Origin of the sequence: Amycolatopsis sp. NBC_00345, from assembly GCF_036116635.1 — a bacterium.
Lineage (GTDB): Bacteria > Actinomycetota > Actinomycetes > Mycobacteriales > Pseudonocardiaceae > Amycolatopsis.
Genome location: NZ_CP107995.1, coordinates 6436305 through 6455728, shown reverse-complemented (window position 1 = coordinate 6455728; position 19424 = coordinate 6436305). Strand labels below are relative to the sequence as shown.

Genomic DNA, 19424 nt, shown 5'->3' with positions numbered 1-19424 from the left:
GCGTTTCGCCTACAGCGGCTGGGCCGCACGCAGCCGGGCGTTGCGCGCCTCGATGGCCTCCCAGGTGGCGGGGACCATGAGGTCGGCCCCGACGCGCGCGAACTCCTGGGCCGCCGCCGCGTGGGGGCGCTGGCGCTGCTCGTAGGCGCTGAAGGCCGCTGCCAGGTCGTCGCCGTGGCGATCGAGCTCCTCGGTGAGCGTCCACGCTCCGAGCAGGGCCAGTGAGACGCCGCGCCCGGCCATCGGGGTCGCGCAGTGCGCGGCGTCCCCGATCAGCACGACCCGCCCCCGGTGCCAGCCCGGCATGAGGATCTGGGCGATCGCGTCGAAGTAGAGGCCGGGGTCGTCCTGGGCGGTCTTGAGCAGCTCGGGGACCTTCCAGTCCTCGATCCCGGCGAAGGCCCCGGCCAGGATGCGCTTCTGCGCGTCCAGGTCGTGGTAGTCGTAGTCGATCGGCTCGGACCGGAACTCGAAGATTCCCAGCGCCCGGTCGCGGTAGCGGGCCACGCCGGCGAAGCGCCCCGGCAGGTTGAGGATTTCGGTCACGCGGCCGGCGCCGGGAGCCGTCTGGCCGGGTGCGTCTCCGATCGCGACGTACACCCCGAGGTGCTCGGTGAACTCCCGCTCCGGGCCGAACACCATCCGGCGCACAGCCGAGTGCACTCCGTCGGCACCGACGACGAGGTCGTAGGCGGCCTCGCGGCCGGAGGCGAAGGTGATCGCGACCCGGTTCCCGTCGTCGGCCAGCGTCGCGATGGACTCCTCGAAGCGCAGGTCGACCTGTTCGGGCAGGGCGTGGCGCAGGATGGTCATCAGATCTTCGCGGGGGATCTCGATGTCCTCGGCGGACTCGTTGATCTCCTGTCCGGCCAAGGGGGCGACGGCCGCGCCGGACCGGTCGACGAACATCGTCTGCTCGGTCATCGTGATCCGGTGTTCGCGCACCGCGTCCAGGATGCCCATGCCGCGCGCGGTCTCGAGCGCGTCGCCGCGCACGTCGATGGGCGAGCCGTTGACGCGCAAGTGGTTTGCCCGCTCCACGATCTCCACCGTGTGCCCGGCCCGCGCGAGGTTGATGCCCGCGCACAGCCCGGCCGTTCCCGCACCGCTGATCAGGATCTTCATGATGTCTCCCCTCGGGTCGCTGTCCCGTCGCCTCGACTATAGCAACAATTTGTTGCTTTAAGATCGTGACACAAACCCTTGACCTCGAGTGCGGTCGAGGTTGTTGGCTGTCAGCCGGCGGATGTCGGTGAGGAAGGGCGTTCATGCGTGCTGTGTGGCTAGGCGAGTTCGGCGGTCCCGGGGTGCTGGTCGCGGGGGAGGCGCCGGACCCGGTCGCGGGGCCGGGGCAGGTGCTGGTGGAGGTGGCCTTCTCGAACGTGACGTTCGTGGAGACCCAGTTCCGGGCGTCGGGCTCCGGCCCGTTCACCCCGGTGCTGCCGATGATCCCCGGCAACGGGGTCGGCGGCGTGATCAGCAGCGTGGGCGAGGGCGTCCGGCTCGGCCTGGTGGGCAAGCGCGTGGTGACGTCGACCGGCGGGGCCGGCGGTTACGCGCAGCGCGTGGCCGTCGACGCGTCGCTGGTGTTCCCGGTGCCGGACGCGCTGAGCCTGGACGTCGCCGTCGCGCTCCTCGCCGACGGCCGGACGGCGACCGGCCTGGTGCACGCGGTGTCCGTCGAGCCGGGTGAGCGGGTGCTGGTCGAGGCGGCGGCCGGCGGTGTCGGCAGCCTGCTGGTGCAGCTGGCGAAGGCCGCGGGCGCCGAGGTGGTCGCCGCGGCGGGCGGGGCGGAGAAGATCGCGCGCGCCCGTGAGCTGGGCGCGGACTTCGCGGTCGACTACACCGAGCCCGGCTGGGCCGAGAAGGCCGGCGAGGTCGACGTGGTCTTCGACGGCGTCGGCGGCGAGATCGGCACCACGGCGTTCTCCCTGCTGCGCCCGGGCGGCCGCATGGCGAGGTACGGCCTGGCGAGCGGCACGTGGGCCGAAGTGTCCGAAGAGGACGCTCGCGCCCGCGGCGTCACGCTGGTCGGCTCGATCGGCGACGCGGCCGCCATGCGCGGCTTCACGGAGTCCGCCCTCGCGGCGGCTGCCGCGGGACACCTCACCCCGGTGATCGGCCAGCGCTTCCCGCTCGCCGCCGCCGCGGAAGCCCACGCGGCGATCGAGGCGCGGGAGACGTTCGGCAAGACGCTGCTGATCCCGTGACGGAGTTCGACTGCCCTTTTGACATCGACGAGTTCCTCGCCCAGCCACTCACCGCGAGGGTCGCGACGGCCGGGCCGACGGTGCGCCCCACCTGGTACTGATCCGACCGAAAGTAGGCGGACACGGGCTGCAGCCGATTTGCTCGGAGAAACCCGTTTCCGCCGTGGCTGCCGTCGGATTAGTACCGAACGGCACAGTACCTGTGGGAGGACAACGCGTTCTGGATCCTCAGCGGCTCGTGGTCGCGGTTGCCCGGCCGGATCCGCGCCACGCCCCGGATCGCGCTGACGGTCGACGTCTGCGACGTGGCCACCGGGCTCGTCCGCCAGGTCGGCGCGAGCGGCGACGCGGAGATCCGGCCGTTCGACGTGCCGCGCGGGCGCCGCAAGCTGGTGCGTTACCTCGGGCCGGACGAGCGGCGCTGGGACCCGCGCTTCCGCGACTACCTGCACGAGGACGACCGCACCGTCTGGGTGCGGCTCGCGCCGGCGTCGCTGCGGGGCCGTGACCTCAGCTACCAGGTCTGAAAGCATTGCGGTGGAAGGGAATCAGCTCCACCGCAACGTGACCAGCTGGGTGATCAGGGCCAGCCGGACGTCCGGGTCGTCCAGGTCGAGGGGGACCAGCGCCAGCAGCCGTTTCATCCGGTAGCGCAAGGTGTTCGGGTGGATCCGCAGCTCCAGCGCGGCCGCGCGGGGGTCTCCGGGGTGGCGAAGCCAGGCGTACAGCGTGTCGACGTAGCCGGCGTTGCTCGTCTCGTCGTGGGCGCGCAGCAGGCCGAGCGGGCCCAGCTCCGCCACCTTCGCCGCGGCCGCGCCCGTCGCGCCGCGGTGCAGGACCAGCGCCGTCCACTGCTGGTCGAACGCGACGACGCGGCTGTCCACGATTCCCGCGCGCAGCAGGCCGAGTGCTTCGTCGGCCTGGGCCCGCGACGTCGGCAGCGCCGTGACGTCGCCGGGCGCTCCCGCGGCCACCCGGGGGACGCCGCCGCGCCGTGACGCGGTCTGGCCGGCGATCGCGTCACGCAGCTCGGCCCAGCCGCCGGCGCCGGGGGCGTCCGGGACGACCGCGTACAGCAGCCCGCCCAGCTCCGTCGCCACCGGACGACGGCCGACACCCTGCGAAATCCGTTCCAGCAGCGCCAGTCGCAGGCCCTCGGCGTCGCGCCCGTCGCCGCCGGTGACCTCGATGACGACCACGCGGTGCGGCTCGTCGGAGAGGTCCAGCTCGCCGACCGCGCGTCGGGGCCCTGCCCGCCCTTCGAGGACGGCGCGCAACAGTTCGGCCGAAGCGCGGCGCTGCGTGTCCGTGTGCGCGCGTCGCCGAAGCAGGTGAAGCGCGACAACGGGCGCGGCGTCGGCGAAGGCGGCCGCGCGCTCCTCGGAGACGGGCCCGGCGACCACCGCCCACATCGAGCCCAGCAGCTCGCCGCCCATCCGGACGGGCACGATCAGCCGCGGCAGCGTGCCGTCGCGCTGGGCCGGGACGAAAATCGTCTGCCGCCCACGGGAAAGCTCGCGGAAGACGCCGCGGGAACGGAACCGCGCGAGCACGTCGTCGGGGATCCGGCGGCCCATGATCGTGGCGACGCGCGCGGGGTCGGTGAGGTCCTGGCGCGCGGAGTAGGCGAGCACGCGCGAGTTGGTGTCCTCGATGGTCACCGGGGCGTCCACCACGGACGCCACGGCGTCGGCCAGCCGGAACAGGTCGCCGGACCCGGGATCGCCGCCCTCCTCCGGTGACTCCGACTCGTCACCGAGCGCGTCGAGCACCGTGCGCAACAGCCAGACGAGCTGGGCCCACGACGTCGCCGCGTGCACCTGGACCAGCGCGATCCCGGCGGCCTTCGCCGCCCGTTTCACCGCGGGCTTCGCCGCCAGCGGCGGTTTCAGCAGCACCGCCGCCGCGCCCTGGCTCGCGCTGAGCCGCACCAGCTCCGCCGCGTCGGCCGCCTCCGCCGTCGCCACGCCCAGCACGAGGTCGCCCGCCGCCACGCCGGTGGGCGTGCCCGGGCCAGGCTCGGCGATGACGACGTCGCCGACCGCCGGGCCGTCCTCGGGCAACTGTAACGCGTGCAGCAGCGTCGGCCCCACCCGGTCGACAACGCTGCGTACGGAGACCACGGGGTACATCTTCGCTGAGTCGTCACCGGCGCGCGAAACGGTAGCCTTCAGGCCATGCGGGAACGGCTGCGGACGACGTTCGGCGAGGACGCCGGGCGGTATGACCGGGCGCGCCCGGGTTATCCGGCGGCGGTGTTCGAGGACTTCGCCGCGGGCACGCGGGTGCTGGAGATCGGCTGCGGGACCGGGCAGGCGACCGTCCCGCTGGCCGGGCGCGGGTGTGTGGTCACCGCGGTGGAGCTGAGCGCGGACCTGGCGGCCGTCGCGTCGGCGAAGCTGGCGGATTTCCCTGATACAGCCGTAGAAGTCGGCCTTTTCGAGGACTGGCCGCTGCCGCCCGAGCCGTTCGACGTCGTGCTCGCCGCGACGGCCTTCCACTGGCTCGACCCGGCGACCCGCATGACCAAGGCCGCCGACGCGCTGCGTGAAGGCGGCACGCTCGCCCTGATCACGACCCACCACGTGGCCGGCGGCAGTGAGCGTTTCTTCGCCGACGTCCAGCGCTGTTACGAACGCTTCGACCCGGCCACCCCGCCCGGCCTGCGCCTGTCCGCGGCCGCGGACGTGCCCACGACCTTCGACGAGTCCGACCGCTTCGGCCCGCCGCGCTTCCGCCGCTGGGAATGGGAGCTGAGCTACTCGGCCGCGGAATACGTCGACCTGCTGCTGACCTACTCCGGCCACCGCGCCCTGCCGCCGGAGAACCGCGAGGGCCTGCTCGCCTCCATCACCCGTCTGATCGATGAGGAGCACGGCGGCCGGATCACCAAGCGCTACCTGACCGAGCTGGCGACGGCCGCGCGCGGCTGAAGGTCAGCCGGGTTCGGCGGACGTTTCGATCAGGCGCCCGACCCGGGTGAGGACCTCGACCTGGGCCGGGTTGTAGAGGTCCGCGAGCGCCGCCTGGACCGTTCGGGCGGCGCTGCGCGCGTTGCCCTTCATCTGCTGCACCCCCGGGTACCGGGTGTACAGCTCGCGGGCGTGGGGGACCATCCGCCGGGCCAGGCCGGCGCGGGTCCGCTCGTCGGCGTCGGCCGGCAGCCGGTCGAACTCGACCAGCGCGGGATCCGTGTCGCAGCCCTCCAGCATGTCCTTGTACGCGGTGATCGCCGAGGGGCTGAGCACCCGCTTCAGCCGTTCGATGGTCGAGGCGAGGTCGGCGTCCGGCGTCCGGAACGCTTTCCCGGGATGCTCGTCCGCGGCCCCCATTTCGGCGATCTGCGCCAGTGAGAACCCGAGGTCGGTCAGCCGCTGGATCCGCAGCAGGCGCACCAGGTGCGCGACGCCGTAACGCTTCAACCGGGTTTGGTAACTCGCTCCATGTCCTGCTCGCGCCGAGCCGAATAAGTCCACAGTGGACCATCTGGCTTTTGCCGGTAGCCCGAGACCGGCTGCCGCGCCGACGCGGTAGGCATGTGGGTGAAGAACCACCACTTCCGAGTGGCCTCTTTGTGGTGGTGACCGGCGTACGTTGGATGGGTACTCCCATCCCGTGGGAGCCCTTGGGTGGGCCGTTCGGGGGAGCTAGCTTCGACCACGGAGCCGATCCCATTGAGCCGCAAGGAGAAGTCGATGCCGGAAGACACCTCGGCCTGGTCCTTCGAGACCAAGCAGATCCACGCGGGCGCGGCGCCGGATCCCACGACCGGGGCCCGCGCGACGCCGATCTACCAGACGACGTCGTACGTCTTCCGGGACAGCCAGCACGGCGCCGACCTGTTCAGCCTGGCCGAGCCGGGCAACATCTACACCCGCATCATGAACCCGACGCAGGACGTGCTGGAGCAGCGCCTCGCCGCGCTCGAAGGCGGGGTCGCCGCGCTGGCGTTCGCCTCCGGTTCCGCCGCCACCACCGCGGCGATCCTCAACCTGGCCTCCTCCGGCGACCACTTCGTCTCCAGCCCTTCGCTCTACGGCGGCACCTACAACCTGTTCCACTACACGCTGCCGAAGCTCGGCATCGAGGTCACGTTCATCGACGACCAGGACGACCTCGAGCAGTGGCGCGCCGCGGTCCGGCCCAACACCAAGCTGTTCTTCGCCGAGACGCTGGCGAACCCGGGCAGCAACGTGCTCGACGTCCGCGCGGTCGCCGACGTCGCGCACGAGGCGGGGGTGCCGCTGGTCGTGGACAACACCGTGCCCACGCCGTACCTGCTGCGCCCGATCGAGCACGGCGCGGACGTCGTCGTGCACTCCGCCACCAAGTACCTGGGCGGCCACGGCACCACCGTCGCCGGGGTGCTCGTCGACGGCGGCACGTTCGACTTCGGCAAGGACCCGGCGAAGTTCCCGGGCTTCAACGAGGCGGACCCGAGCTACCACGGTCTCAAGTACTGGGAAGCGCTCGGCCCGGGCGCGTACGCGGCGAAGGCTCGCGTGCAGATCCTCCGCGACACCGGCGGGGCCATCGCGCCGTTGAACAGTTTCCTGATCCTGCAGGGCATCGAGACGCTGTCGCTGCGGCTGGAGCGGCACGTGTCCAACGCGCAGGCGCTGGCCGAGTGGCTGGAACAGCGCGACGAGGTCGAGAAGGTCTACTACGCCGGCTTGCCGTCGAGCCCGTACTACTCCGCCGCGCAGAAGTACCTGCCGCGCGGCGCGGGCGCGGTGCTGTCGTTCGACCTGCGCGGCGGCGTCGACGCGGGCCGCAGCTTCGTGGACGGCACGGAGCTGCACAGCCAGCTGGTGAACATCGGCGACGTGCGCAGCCTGATCGTGCACCCGGCGTCCACCACGCACAGTCAGCTGAGCCCCGAGGAGCAGCTGGCCAGCGGCGTCACGCCGGGCCTGGTGCGGCTCGCCGTGGGCCTGGAGGGCGTCGAAGACCTGAAGGCCGACCTCGAGGCGGGTTTCCGGGCCGCCAAGGCGGCGCAGTGACGGATTCCGGTGACGGCCTCCCGCCGGCCACCGGAGCGTGGCGGGCGGGAGACCCACCCGGAAGGCGGCAGTGGTTCACCGGTCCCGGCGCGCTCGCGCTGGAGGCCGGTGGCTCGCTGCCGTCGTACACCCTCGCGTACGAGACGTGGGGGACGCTGAACTCCGACGGCTCCAACGCCGTCCTCATCGAGCACGCCCTCACCGGTGACAGCCACGCGGCCGGGCCCGCGGAGCCGGGCCACCCCAGCGCCGGCTGGTGGGACGGGCTGATCGGGCCCGGCAAGGCCTTCGACACCGACGAGCTGTTCGTGGTGGTGCCGAACGTGCTCGGCGGCTGCCAGGGTTCGACCGGCCCGTCGTCGGACGCCGGGGACGGGCGGCCGTACGGCAGCCGGTTCCCCGTGGTGACGGCGCGGGACCAGGTGCGCACCGAAGAGGCGCTCGCGGACGCGCTCGGCGTCTACCGCTGGGCCGCCGTCGCGGGTGGGTCGATGGGCGGGATGCGGGCGCTCGAATGGGCCGTTTCGGCTCCCGATCGGGTGGATTCGGCGCTGGTGCTGGCGTCCACGGCGCGTGCGTCGGCCGAGCAGATCGCCTGGGCCGCCCCGCAGCTGCACGCCATCCGCTCGGACCCGGGCTGGCACGGCGGGGACTACTACGGACAGCCCGACGGCGAGGGCCCGCACCGCGGCCTCGGCGTCGCCCGGCGGATCGCGCACGTGACCTACCGCAGCGAGCCCGAGCTGGCCCAGCGCTTCGGCCGCCGGTACCAGGGTGAAGAGGACCCGTTGCGCGGCGGGCGATTCGCCGTCGAGTCCTATTTGGACCACCACGCGGAGAAGCTGGCCGCGCGCTTCGACGCGGGCTCCTACGTGGTGCTGACGGAGTCCATGAACACCCACGACGTCGGCCGGGACCGCGGCGGGGTCGCGGCCGCGCTGGCGCAGGTCACCGCCCGTACCGTCGTCGCCGGCGTCGACAGCGACCGGCTCTACCCGCTGTACCAGTCCGCGGAGATCGCGGGCGCGGTCGGCGGCGAGGCCTCGGTGGTGTCGTCGCCGTACGGACACGACTCGTTCCTGATCGAGAGCGGCCAGATCGGCGCGCTGGTGAAGTCGCTGCTGGGCTGACTTTCCGGGCCTTGGAACGCCCTGAAGGCCACCTTCAGGGTCCTACATGCCCTCAAGGTGGCCTTCAGGGCGCTGTAGGTGGTGAAGTTTTCATGGCGTTTCGGCTTGCCAGGGGGACTCAGCCGTCGACGGCGTCCGAGATCCAGTCCGCGACCGGCAGGTCCCGCTCCAGGCACTCGACCGACAGCCGGATCGTCCAGCGCAGGGCCTGCAGGACCAGGCTGTCGACCTCGTTCGGCGCGGCGTTGGCGAGCGCGATCTCGACCTGTTCCTGCGCGGCGGCCGTGTTGCCGTGGACCTCGGCGAGCAGCGTGCGGACCGCGGTGCGCACCGGCGGGTCGGCCTGGTCGATGGAAACCTCTTCGCCGTCCTCGTCGAAAACCTGGACCTTCACCGGCGCCGTCCCGCCGTCACCGAGCGTGGACACCATCGTGCTGCACTCGCCGAACAGCAGCAGCATCAGCGCCTTCGTCTCGTCCGAGCGCTCCTTCGGCTCCTCCGAAGACGGCGTGACCTCGTCGAGCGCTTCGGCGTCTTCGCCAAGGCTGATGGCGACGAGCGCGCGTTGCGCCTTCTCGACGAGCCGCTGCTCATCCTCGTTCCGGTCCGGGGTCACGTGCCTATCAAACACCAGCACCGGCATCCGTGGGGATACCCCGAATCCGGCGGATCAGCCGGCCGCCGAAAGTGCGCCCAGCGCGAGCCGGCAGAGCAGGTCGGCGAGCTCGCCGTCACCGAGATGGCGGTTGTACGGCGTCGAGTTGATCAAGCCGAACACCGCGTGCGCCGCTGAGCGAGCCTGCCGCTCCTCGAGCCCCGGGTCGGCGTCACGGATCGCCCGCACCCATACCTCGACGTACTGACGCTGCAGTGCTCGCACCTGCTTGCGGTCACCGTCGGTGAGGTTCGCCAGGTTCCGCTCCTGGACCGTGATCAGCGCCGGGTGATCGAGCGCGAAGTCCACGTGGAACCGCACGAGCGCGGCCAGCAGCTCCCCGGGCGAGCCACCGATCTCCGCGCGCTGGGTGCCGCCGTCGAGCAGGTAGTGGCTGATCGAGTTCAGCATCTCGCCGAGGATGGCGTCCTTGCTGCGGAAGTGGCGGTACAGCGCGGGGCCGGAGATGCCCACCGCGGCGCCGATGTCGTCGATGCCCACGCCGTGGAAGCCGTGGTGGGCGAACAGCTCGGCGGCGGCGGCCATGATCTGTTCACGCCTGTTCGCCTTCTCGCCAGTCACGAGTGGGGTGGGGTTCGCCGGCATCCGGTCATAGTAGGACCGCCGGTTAGCGAGCGCTAACGTCCGGTCCGACTTCCGGCCTGGGCCAAGTGGCGGCAAGGCAGTTCTAGGGGTGCCCGGTGGGGATCTCACCTGGTACTGCTTTACCCCGTTGAGTCGTCACGACAGGAGTGACCCATGGCTGTTCCCACCCGTTCCACCACTCGAAACGTTCAACGGATGTGCGCGGCCCTGGGGGTCGCTCTACTCGCTTGCCTCGGCCTGGCCGGCACCGCCGGCGCCGCCACCAGTTACGTCGCGCTCGGCGACTCCTACTCCTCGGGAGTGGGCGCCGGGTCCTACGGCAGCTCCGGCGACTGCAAGCGCAGCGCCAACGCCTACGGCCAGCTGTGGGCGAACGCCCACAGCGGCACCACGTTCACCTTCCTCGCCTGTTCCGGCGCGAAGACCGGTGACGTGCTGACCCAGATCGGCTCGATGCCGTCGAGCGCCTCCTTGGTCACGCTGACCGTGGGCGGCAACGACGCCGGCTTCACCGACGTGATCACCACCTGCACCCTCAACGGGGACCAGGACTGCGTCAACCGGGTGAACACCGCGAAGACCTACGTCCAGAACACGCTCCCGCCCCTGCTGGACAAGGTGTACGCGGCGGTCAAGGCGAAGGCGCCCAGCGCCAAGCTCGTGGTGCTGTCCTACCCGCGCTTCTACACCGTGCCGGGTTCCTGCAGCGTCGGCCTGAGCGACACCAAGCGCTCCGCGATCAACTCCGGCGCGGACACCCTGGCCGGCGTGCTCTCGGCGCGGGCCTCGGCGGCCGGTGCCCAGTTCGTGGACGTCCGGTCGGCGTTCGACGGGCACAACATCTGCTCCTCGGCCAGTGACTACCTGCACAGCCTCACCTTCCCGGTGGACGAGTCGTACCACCCGACGTCGGCCGGCCAGCGGGGTGGCTACTACACCCCGCTGACGTCCGCGATCGGCTGATCAGCCCGCATCTCCAGGTTCCGAAGTCCGTTAAGGCCTCCTTACCCGCGCCCTACGCGGGTAAGGAGGCCTTAACGGCGTCAGGTCACAGGGGTCCCCGCTGGACACCCTGGTTAGCGGTCGCTAACATCCGAGGTGAAGTTAACGACCGCTAACCTCGCGACGGGGAGTCATGGACACGCCGGTACTGAGCAGCTCCGCGGACCCACGCGGTGAACCGTTCGCCCGCAGCGTCACCTCGCACGGCGAGCTCGTGGAGGACTTGCGCAAGCGGCTGGCCGCCGCTCGCGTCGGCGGGCCGGAGAAGTCGCGCGCGCGGCACGTCGAGCGGGGGAAGCTCCTGCCGCGCGACCGCGTCGACACACTGCTCGACCCGGGGTCGCCGTTCCTGGAGCTGTCGCCGCTGGCGGCGAACGGGCTGTACGACGACGAGGCCCCGTCCGCCGGCGTGATCACCGGCATCGGGCGGGTGTCCGGCCGCGAGTGCGTGATCGTGGCCAACGACGCCACCGTCAAGGGCGGCACCTACTACCCGCTGACGGTGAAGAAGCACCTGCGCGCCCAGGAAGTGGCGCTGCACAACAACCTGCCCTGCATCTACCTGGTCGACTCGGGCGGCGCGTTCCTGCCGCGCCAGGACGACGTGTTCCCCGACCGGGACCACTTCGGCCGCATCTTCTACAACCAGGCCACCATGTCCGCGCGGGGCATCCCGCAGATCGCCGCCGTGCTCGGCTCGTGCACCGCGGGCGGCGCGTACGTGCCCGCCATGAGCGACGAGGCGGTCATCGTGCGCAATCAGGGCACGATTTTCCTCGGCGGCCCGCCGCTGGTGAAGGCCGCGACCGGCGAGGTCGTCACGGCCGAGGAGCTGGGCGGCGGCGACGTGCACTCGCGCCAGTCCGGCGTCACCGACCACCTGGCGGACGACGACGCGCACGCGCTGCGCATCGTCCGCTCCATCGTCTCCACCCTCGGCCCGCGCACGCCGCGGCCGTGGGATGTGCTGCCCACGGAGGAGCCGGCCGTCGACCCGCGCGAGCTGTACGGCGTGGTGCCGACCGACCCGCGCACGCCGTACGACGTCCGCGAGGTGATCGCCCGCATCACCGACGGCAGCCGGTTCGCGGAGTTCAAGAAGGAGTACGGCTCGACGCTCGTCACCGGCTTCGCGCACATCCACGGCCACCCGGTCGGCATCGTCGCGAACAACGGCGTGCTGTTCTCCGAGTCGGCGATGAAGGGCGCGCACTTCATCGAGCTGTGCGACCGCCGTTCGATCCCGTTGCTGTTCCTGCAGAACATCACCGGCTTCATGGTCGGCAAGGCGTACGAGGCGGGCGGCATCGCCAAGCACGGCGCCAAGATGGTCACCGCCGTCGCCTGCGCGCGGGTGCCGAAGTTCACCGTCGTCATCGGCGGCTCGTTCGGCGCCGGGAACTACTCGATGTGCGGCCGGGCGTACTCGCCGCGGTTCCTGTGGATGTGGCCCAACGCGCGGATCTCCGTGATGGGCGGGGAGCAGGCGGCGTCGGTGCTCTCCACGGTCCGCCGCGACGCGATCGAGAACCGCGGCGGCGAGTGGTCGGCTGAAGATGAAGAGGCGTTCAAGGACCCGATCCGCGAGCAGTACGAGGCGCAAGGCAGCCCGTACTACTCGACCGCGAGGCTGTGGGACGACGGGGTGATCGACCCGGCGGACACCCGCACGGTGCTCGGGCTCGCGCTGTCGGCCGCGGCCAACGCGCCCCTGCCCGAGGTCAACTACGGCGTCTTCCGGATGTGATGAGCGTGTTCACCAGTGTTTTGGTAGCCAACCGCGGGGAGATCGCGGTCCGCGTCATCCGGTCGCTGCGCGCGCTCGGCATCCGCTCGGTCGCGGTGTACAGCGACGCGGACGCTGACGCGAAGCACGTGCGCGAGGCGGACACCGCGGTCCGTATCGGCCCGGCTGAAGCGGCGAAAAGCTATTTGTCGATTCCGGCGATCGTGCAGGCGGCGCTGGACACGGGTGCGCAGGCCGTGCACCCGGGGTACGGCTTCCTAGCCGAAAACGCGGGGTTCGCGCGTGCCTGCGAGGAGGCCGGCCTGGTCTTCATCGGGCCGCCGCCGAGCGCGATCGACGCGATGGGTGACAAGATCCGCGCCAAGGCCACGGTGTCCGCGGCCGGGGTCCCGGTCGTGCCCGGATCGTCCGATGTGGACATCCCCGAGGGCGGTTTCGCCGAGGCGGCCGCGAAGGTCGGGTACCCACTGCTGCTCAAGCCGTCCGCCGGTGGTGGCGGCAAGGGCATGCGGCTGGTGCACGGGGAGTCCGAACTGGACGCCGCGATCGAGTCCGCGCGACGCGAGGCCAAGGGCTCGTTCGGCGACGACACGCTGTTGATGGAGCGCTTCGTCACCACCCCGCGGCACATCGAGATCCAGGTGCTCGCCGACGCGCACGGGACCGTGCTGCACCTCGGCGAGCGTGAGTGCAGCCTGCAGCGGCGGCACCAGAAGATCATCGAAGAGGCGCCTTCGGTGCTGCTCGACGACGCGATGCGCGCGAGGATGGGCTCGGCCGCCGCCGAGGCCGCGCGGTCCGTGGGCTACGTCGGCGCGGGCACCGTCGAGTTCATCCTGTCGGCGCACGACCCGGACGAGTTCTTCTTCATGGAGATGAACACCCGGCTGCAGGTCGAGCACCCGGTCACGGAGATGGTGACCGGCCTCGACCTCGTCTCGTGGCAGGTGCGGATCGCCGCGGGCGAGCCGCTCACGCTGCGCCAGGAGGATGTCCGCCTCGACGGGCACGCCATCGAAGCCCGGGTGTACGCCGAGGACCCGGCGCGCGGGTTCATCCCGACCGGCGGCACGGTGCTGGCCGTCCACGAGCCCTCGGGTGAGGGCGTGCGCGTCGACTCGTGGATGACCGAGGGTGCCGTGGTCGGCTCGAACTACGACCCGATGCTGGCCAAGGTCATCGCGTACGGCCCGGACCGCGCGTCCGCGCTGCACAAGCTGGACCTCGCGCTGGCCGACACCGCGCTGCTGGGCGTGGGCACGAACGTGGCGTTCCTGCGCGGCCTGCTGGCCGACGAGGACGTCCGCGCGGGCCGGCTCGACACGGAGCTGGTGGACCGGCGGCTGGACGAGCTGGTCTCCGCCGACGTCCCGGCGGAGTTCTTCGTGGCCGCGGCGCTGGACCGGCTGCTCTCGCTGCAGCCCACCGGGTCCACTGTGGACCCGTGGGACGTGCCGAGCGGCTGGCGCCTCGGTGCTGCCGGCGGAGTGACGTTCCGGCTGCGCTGCTCGACGATACAAGCCGTGGTCCGCGTCGAGGGCGTCCCGGCCGACGCCACGGTGTGGGTGGACGACGCCGAGCCGGTGCGGGTTTCAGCCCGCCGCGACGGTGACCTGCTGGAAATCCGCCAGCCGCAAGGGTTCCTGCGGTACCGGCGCGCTTCGGGGCCGGACCGGACGGTCTGGCTGGCCAGTGCGGGCCGCAGCTTTGCCTTCTCCGACCAGGAAGTGCAGCTCTCGGCGCGCGGGGAAACCGCGGGCGCCGGGCCGGTCACCAGTCCCATGCCGGGCACCGTGCTCGTGGTCAAGGTCGCCGCCGGCGACGTGGTCAGCGCGGGCACGCCGTTGCTGGTCGTCGAGGCGATGAAGATGGAGCACACCGTGACCGCGCCGATCGACGGTGTGGTGAGCGAACTTCCCGTCCGCGCGGGCCAGCAGGTCGCGCTGGACGAGACGCTGGCCGTGATGAGCCCGACCGAGGAGAAGCAGTGATCGACTTCCGCCTGGACGAAGAGTACGAATCACTCCGCAAGACGGTCGAGGACTTCGCGCACGCGGAGGTCGCGCCGGTGATCGGCCCGATGTACGAGAAGGAGGAGTTCCCGTACGAGATCGTGGCCAAGATGGGCGGCATGGGCCTGTTCGGCCTGCCCTTCGCCGAGGAGTTCGGCGGCATGGGCGGTGACTACTTCGCGCTCTGCCTGGCACTGGAGGAGCTGGCCCGGGTCGACTCGTCGGTGGCCATCACGCTCGAGGCGGGCGTCTCGCTCGGGGCGATGCCGATCTACCGTTTTGGCACGCAGGAGCAGAAGGAGACCTGGCTGCCCACGCTGTGCTCGGGCGAGGCGCTGGGCGGCTTCGGCCTGACCGAGCCGGGCGGCGGCTCGGACGCCGGCGCCACGCGCACGCGCGCCAAGCTCGACGACGGGGACTGGGTGATCAACGGCAGCAAGGCGTTCATCACCAACTCCGGCACCGACATCACCCGGCTGGTCACCGTCACGGCCGTCACCGACGTGATGGAGAACGGCCGCAAGGAGATCTCCGCGATCATCGTCCCGGCCGGCACACCGGGCTTCGCCGTGGCGCGGAAGTACTCGAAGGTCGGCTGGAACTGCTCGGACACCCACGAACTGTCCTTTTCGGATGTCCGGGTCCCGGACTCGAACCTGGTCGGCTCGCGAGGCCGTGGGTACGCGCAGTTCTTGTCCATTTTGGACGAAGGCCGCGTCGCGATCGCCGCGGTGAGCGTGGGGCTGGCGCAGGGCTGCGTCGACGAGTGCCTGAAGTACGCGAAGGACCGCGTGGCGTTCGGCCACCGCATCGGGGAGTACCAGGCGATCCAGTTCAAGATCGCGGACATGGAGGTCCGGACGCACACGGCGCGCCTGGCGTACTACCAGGCGGCGTCGAAGATGCTGCGCGGCGAGCCGTTCAAGAAGGAGGCCTCGATCGCGAAGCTCGTCGCCTCGAACGCAGCCATGGACAACGCCCGCGACGCCACCCAGATCTTCGGCGGCTACGGCTTCATGAACGAGTTCCCGGTCGGCCGGTTCTACCGTGACGCCAAGATCCTGGAGATCGGCGAGGGGACGAGCGAGGTGCAGCGGATGCTGATCGCGCGGCACCTCGGGGTGGCTTGATGGCGGCGGTTTGATCGCGGCGGCTAGCGCCCCAATGTGGCGTTGGTTGCGTTGGACGCACCCAATGTGGCGTTCGGTGCGTTGGACGCACCGAACGCCACATTGGGGCGCAAACCAGGCAGCGCCACAAGACAGCTAACCAGTCGAGGCCGTACGCGTCGGCGAACAGGCGTAATCGGCGTTTCGCCTCGGCTCGCGGGGTCCCCGGTCGCAGCGCCGCGAAGGCGGGCACGGCGTAGGCCAGGTCCCAGATCCGGGTCTCGGGAGCGGCGGTGTCCCAGTCGATGAACACCCACTCCGGCCCGGCGACGAGGTTCCACGGCGTGAGGTCGTGGTGGGCGATGATCTCGGCCCCGTCACTGGGGATCACGACCTGCCATCGCGCGTCCGGCGGCGGCCGGAATCCCGCGACGGCGTCGTGGAAGTCCCGGATCAGCCGGGCCACGCGGGTGAGTGCGGCGTCGGGCTCCATCGTCTCGTTGTGGTCCGGGTGGACGACGGCCCTTCGGCGTAGGTGAGCACTTCGCGGCCTTGACCGTCCAGCCCGAGTGGCCGCGGCGAACCGCGGAAACCGTTGCTGTGCAAGTGTTCCAGCAGGGCGTGCACCGCGGGTGTCCACGGCCCGGCGGGCCGCCGCACCGTGTCACCGACCCGCACCACCCCGGCGTTCATGTTGCCGCCGGCGAGCGGGATCTCCTCGGGTCCGGGCGTGCTGTGACTGATCGCGCTGTCTGTCACCGGCTGGCCATCCTAGTTGTCACAACTTGTGTGCGAGGCCTGCCTGTCTTGTGGTTGTGACGGTGAAAACCGACCTCGCACGGTCGTGATGCCCATTTCTTCGGCTTCCACCGTGCCGGCACCGGTACGCGGTAATTACCTGGCGGGCTCCCTCGGCCGGGCAATCTGGGCTTACCGGGCCGGCGAGTGCTCGGCCAGTCGTGTGCGCAGGATGTTGGCGTCGGGGTGGTGGAGGTCGTCGAGGATGGGCAGTGCTCGCTGCCAGGAGCGGTGCGCGGCGTGGATGTCGCCCGCGGCCTGGTGTGTGTCGCCGAGACGGATGAGAGTGTTGGCCTGCGGATGGCGAGCGCCCACTTTCTGGTACAGGTCCAGTGCGCTGTGGTAGCAGGCGACGGCGCGCTGGTGCTCGCCGAGGTTGTGATGGATGCAGCCGAGGCTGTCCCAGGTGTCCGCCTCGCCGTGCCTGTTGCCGGCCGTTTGCTGTAGTTCGAGTGCCCTTGTGCAGTAGCGCAGTGCTTCGGTGTGCTGGCCGAGTTTGGTCTGCATCCAGCCGATCCCGTTCAGTGCGTCGGCTTGGCCAGCCCGGTGTCCGACCGCTCGGAACAGCTCGTAGGCGATTCCGTCGCGCTCCATTGCCTCCTGGTATTCGCCCTGCAGGTACGCCACGACGCCGAGGGTGCTGTGACTGCGTGCCTGGCCGATCAGGTCGCCGAGCGACTCGTCCAGGTCGAGCGCGCGGACCACGCTGGCCCGCGCGTCCGGATAACGACCGAGCCGGACGTATGCCCGGCCGAGTTCACGCAGAGACCGTGCCTGCCCATACGGGTCACCCGCATGTTCGGCCGCGGCGATCGCGACGAGCTGAGCGGCGACCAGCTGGGTCCAATGTCCGGCGCGGATACAGAAATCGGCCACGCTCCAGGCGAACTGCCAGGCGTGCGCGTCGAAACCGGCGTCGGCGGCGCGGTCGATGACGGCGGGAAACACCGGTCGCTCGACGGCGAACCACTGCCATGCCCGCTCGTCATCGGCGGGTTCGTCGACCACGGCGCCGGGCTGAGGTGCGACCAGGGACAGCCGGTCGTTGGGCGGGTTGAGCAGCAGCGCCGCGGCGTGCGCGGTGTGGAGGTAGTGATCGAGCATGCGGTGCAAGGCGGCGTGGCGCGTCTGCTCGTTCTCGTCCTGTTGTGCCGTTCCTGCCGAATACGCGCGCAGCAGATCGTGGTAGGCGAATCGGCCGGTGCTGGGTTCGGTGAGCAACTGTGCTCTGGCCAGCTCGGAGAGGGCCAGCTGAGCCTGATCGCGTTCGGTTCCGACGAGACTGGCGGCGGCTGGTATCGAGATGTCCGGGCCGGGATGCAGGCTCAGCAGCCGGAACATTCGCGCCGCCGCGGCGCTCAGCGTCCGGTATGACCAGGAGAACACGGCACTGAGGTCGACGTAGGTGTCGCCGATATCCATGACATGCAGGCGATCGCGGACATCGCGCAACTGGCTGACCAGTTCGGTCAGCGACCTGGTCGCGGTGAGGGTCGCTCGTGCGGCGACGATGCTCAGCGCCAGCGGCAGATGTGCGGACAACTCGATCAGGTCGCTGACCGCCTGTGGTTCGGCGGCCAGGCATTCCGGGCCCAGCCTGTCCGCCAGCAGGTCATGGGCTTCGGCGATGGTCATCAGATCCAGGGATACGGCGCGCGCACGCTCGCTGACGATCAGGCCACCGAGCTGGTCACGACTGGTGATGACGGTCAGGCACTGGGCTGAGCCCGGAAGCAGCGGCCGGACCTGACCGGCGTCGCGGGCATTGTCCAGCACCACGAGTATCCGGCGACCGGCCAGCTGGGATCGGTAGAGCGCCGACCGGTCGGCGAGACCGGCAGGTATCCGTTCGGCGGGTACCCCGAGGGCGTCGAGGAAACCCCCGATCGCCTCGGCGGGCTGGACCGGCTCACCGCTGGGGTCGAAACCCCGGAGGTTGACGTAGAGCTGACCGTCGGGAAACCGGTCCGCGATCTGGTGTGACCAGTGCACGGCAAGAGCCGTCTTGCCAACGCCCGCGGTGCCGTTGATCGCCGCGACCACAACGCTGTCATGCCAGTCCAGCAAGCCGGTGAGTTCTTTGAGCTGGGCTGCCCGGCCGGTGAAGCCCGGCACCGCGCCCGGCAGCTGCCGGGGCACCCGGGCACTCGGTCGAGCCGGCACCGGGACCGGGACGGTGTCGTTGCGCGCCGCCGCGAGCAACTGCTCGCGGCGGCGCGGATCGAGCGCGAGGGCGTCGGCGAGCCGACGCACCGAAGACAGCCGCGGCTGTCTTCGCCCTGCCTCCAGCACACTGATCGAGTGGACCGACACCCCTGATCGGTCCGCCAGCTCGTCCTGAGTCCAGCCGGCCGAAAGCCGACAGCCGCGCAGGACCTCACCGAAGGCACTACCGCCCATTCCCTCTCCCCTGGAAACGGTCAGCCACTGAACTGCCCGAGCCTACCGACTATACCGGGCCGGCGGGTCGTGCGGCGCCAATTTCGTTGTGTCCACGGGGAAAGTGGGACAGAAGGGACAGAGTTCGGACGCGGTCACCTCGGCGTGCGCGGTCCTTTCGACGCGGGGACTAGTACTGGCAATCAGGGATGAGGTACTCGTTGGCTGCGGCGCTGTTGTCCACGTAGGGCGCGTAGACCCACGCGTACTTCTGCAACTTCCCCCCATTGTGGTTGTAGTACAGGTACACCGTGTGGTACCAGCGGTTGTCGTGGCCGTTCACGGCAGATCCTTTGCTGGTATAGCAGTCAGCGTCGATCCCGTCGGTGGGGATGCCCGGCCTCGAGGGGTACAGGAGATTCGGGGCGATCTTGTTGCTGTCGACGGGATACACGTCCTTGCCGTACACCCCCACGTCGTGCCCTGCGGTCAGGTGGATTCCGGCATCCATCGGGGCCGCGGTCGCCGGCGCGGCGGCCACCACCCCACCCAGCACCGCCGTGCCGATGACCGCCGCAGTCGCGGCCAGCTTCTCTCCGATGCGCATAAGCTTTTCCTCCTGAATGAATGGCGACGTCGCATGGGCGATCGCCGCATAGCCCGATAGGGCGCTGAACTGAGGCTGTTCTCCTCAGCCGGCAGGAGGTGGCGGTCCCCCGTTTTTCCGCCCCTGCCGCTGCACAACATCCTCTCCGCCCCGGAGCGGGAACTCC

At 70.6% G+C, this 19424-nt stretch carries 17 protein-coding genes; 9 read left to right on the top strand and 8 right to left on the bottom strand.

Annotation, left to right across the window (positions count from 1 at the left end):
* Window positions 1-9 precede the first annotated feature (9 nt).
* Window positions 10-1125, bottom strand: coding sequence for an FAD-dependent monooxygenase (locus OG943_RS28845; protein WP_328604066.1), 1116 nt, complete (start codon window positions 1123-1125; stop codon window positions 10-12).
* A gap of 143 nt (window positions 1126-1268) precedes the next feature.
* Between OG943_RS28845 and OG943_RS28840 the strand changes: the two genes are divergently transcribed.
* Both OG943_RS28840 and OG943_RS28835 read left to right on the top strand, forming a co-directional pair.
* Window positions 1269-2210, top strand: a complete 942-nt coding sequence (locus OG943_RS28840; RefSeq protein ID WP_328604065.1) for a zinc-binding dehydrogenase — start codon at window positions 1269-1271, stop codon at window positions 2208-2210.
* Between the two features lie 248 nt (window positions 2211-2458).
* Window positions 2459-2737, top strand: coding sequence for a hypothetical protein (locus tag OG943_RS28835; RefSeq protein ID WP_328604064.1), 279 nt, complete (start codon window positions 2459-2461; stop codon window positions 2735-2737).
* A gap of 21 nt (window positions 2738-2758) precedes the next feature.
* Here the strand turns inward: OG943_RS28835 and OG943_RS28830 are convergent, their stop codons facing one another.
* Entirely contained in the window at window positions 2759-4333 is a 1575-nt protein-coding gene (locus OG943_RS28830) for a PucR family transcriptional regulator (RefSeq protein ID WP_328604063.1), read from the bottom strand.
* Between the two features lie 54 nt (window positions 4334-4387).
* On the opposite strand from OG943_RS28830, the gene OG943_RS28825 reads away from it, so the two are divergent.
* A complete protein-coding gene (locus OG943_RS28825; RefSeq protein ID WP_328604062.1) occupies window positions 4388-5143 on the top strand; it encodes a class I SAM-dependent methyltransferase in 756 nt (251 codons plus the stop codon).
* Window positions 5144-5146: 3 nt separating this feature from the next.
* Here the strand turns inward: OG943_RS28825 and OG943_RS28820 are convergent, their stop codons facing one another.
* Window positions 5147-5632, bottom strand: a complete 486-nt coding sequence (locus tag OG943_RS28820) for a MerR family transcriptional regulator (RefSeq protein WP_328604061.1) — start codon at window positions 5630-5632, stop codon at window positions 5147-5149.
* Between the two features lie 273 nt (window positions 5633-5905).
* On the opposite strand from OG943_RS28820, the gene OG943_RS28815 reads away from it, so the two are divergent.
* Together OG943_RS28815 and metX are read left to right on the top strand one after the other, a co-directional pair.
* The gene (locus OG943_RS28815; protein WP_328604060.1) at window positions 5906-7213 is read left to right on the top strand and encodes a bifunctional o-acetylhomoserine/o-acetylserine sulfhydrylase; all 1308 of its coding nucleotides are present in this window, start codon (window positions 5906-5908) and stop codon (window positions 7211-7213) included.
* On the top strand, window positions 7210-8343 hold the full coding sequence (metX, locus tag OG943_RS28810; protein WP_328604059.1) for a homoserine O-acetyltransferase MetX: 1134 nt from the start codon (window positions 7210-7212) through the stop codon (window positions 8341-8343). Before OG943_RS28815 ends, metX begins: the two co-directional genes overlap by 4 nt.
* 118 nt (window positions 8344-8461) lie before the next feature.
* Here the strand turns inward: metX and OG943_RS28805 are convergent, their stop codons facing one another.
* Together OG943_RS28805 and OG943_RS28800 are read right to left on the bottom strand one after the other, a co-directional pair.
* Entirely contained in the window at window positions 8462-8959 is a 498-nt protein-coding gene (locus OG943_RS28805) for a hypothetical protein (RefSeq protein ID WP_328604058.1), read from the bottom strand.
* A 54-nt stretch (window positions 8960-9013) separates the two neighbouring features.
* A complete protein-coding gene (locus OG943_RS28800) occupies window positions 9014-9604 on the bottom strand; it encodes an SACE_7040 family transcriptional regulator (protein ID WP_328604057.1) in 591 nt (196 codons plus the stop codon).
* A 195-nt stretch (window positions 9605-9799) separates the two neighbouring features.
* Between OG943_RS28800 and OG943_RS28795 the strand changes: the two genes are divergently transcribed.
* The 4 genes from OG943_RS28795 (at window position 9800) to OG943_RS28780 (ending at window position 15495) form a co-directional block, all read left to right on the top strand.
* Window positions 9800-10567, top strand: coding sequence for an SGNH/GDSL hydrolase family protein (locus tag OG943_RS28795; RefSeq protein WP_328604056.1), 768 nt, complete (start codon window positions 9800-9802; stop codon window positions 10565-10567).
* Between the two features lie 172 nt (window positions 10568-10739).
* Entirely contained in the window at window positions 10740-12353 is a 1614-nt protein-coding gene (locus OG943_RS28790; protein ID WP_328604055.1) for a carboxyl transferase domain-containing protein, read from the top strand.
* 5 nt (window positions 12354-12358) lie between these two features.
* Window positions 12359-14344 (top strand): acetyl/propionyl/methylcrotonyl-CoA carboxylase subunit alpha, encoded by a 1986-nt coding sequence (locus tag OG943_RS28785; RefSeq protein WP_328604054.1) that lies wholly within the window; start codon window positions 12359-12361, stop codon window positions 14342-14344.
* Complete coding sequence (locus OG943_RS28780; RefSeq protein ID WP_328604053.1) at window positions 14341-15495, top strand: acyl-CoA dehydrogenase family protein; 1155 nt, start codon at window positions 14341-14343, stop codon at window positions 15493-15495. The genes OG943_RS28785 and OG943_RS28780 overlap by 4 nt, the downstream gene beginning before the upstream one ends.
* Here the strand turns inward: OG943_RS28780 and OG943_RS48460 are convergent.
* The 3 genes from OG943_RS48460 to OG943_RS28765 all read right to left on the bottom strand — a co-directional run bounded on the left by OG943_RS48460 (window position 15380) and on the right by OG943_RS28765 (window position 19258).
* Window positions 15380-16114 (bottom strand): phosphotransferase, encoded by a 735-nt coding sequence (locus tag OG943_RS48460; protein ID WP_442874573.1) that lies wholly within the window; start codon window positions 16112-16114, stop codon window positions 15380-15382. The genes OG943_RS28780 and OG943_RS48460 overlap by 116 nt on opposite strands.
* A gap of 290 nt (window positions 16115-16404) precedes the next feature.
* A complete protein-coding gene (locus tag OG943_RS28770; RefSeq protein WP_328604051.1) occupies window positions 16405-18672 on the bottom strand; it encodes an ATP-binding protein in 2268 nt (755 codons plus the stop codon).
* A 169-nt stretch (window positions 18673-18841) separates the two neighbouring features.
* Window positions 18842-19258: a hypothetical protein gene (locus tag OG943_RS28765; RefSeq protein WP_328604050.1), complete on the bottom strand. Its 417-nt coding sequence runs from the start codon at window positions 19256-19258 to the stop codon at window positions 18842-18844.
* Window positions 19259-19424 lie beyond the last annotated feature (166 nt).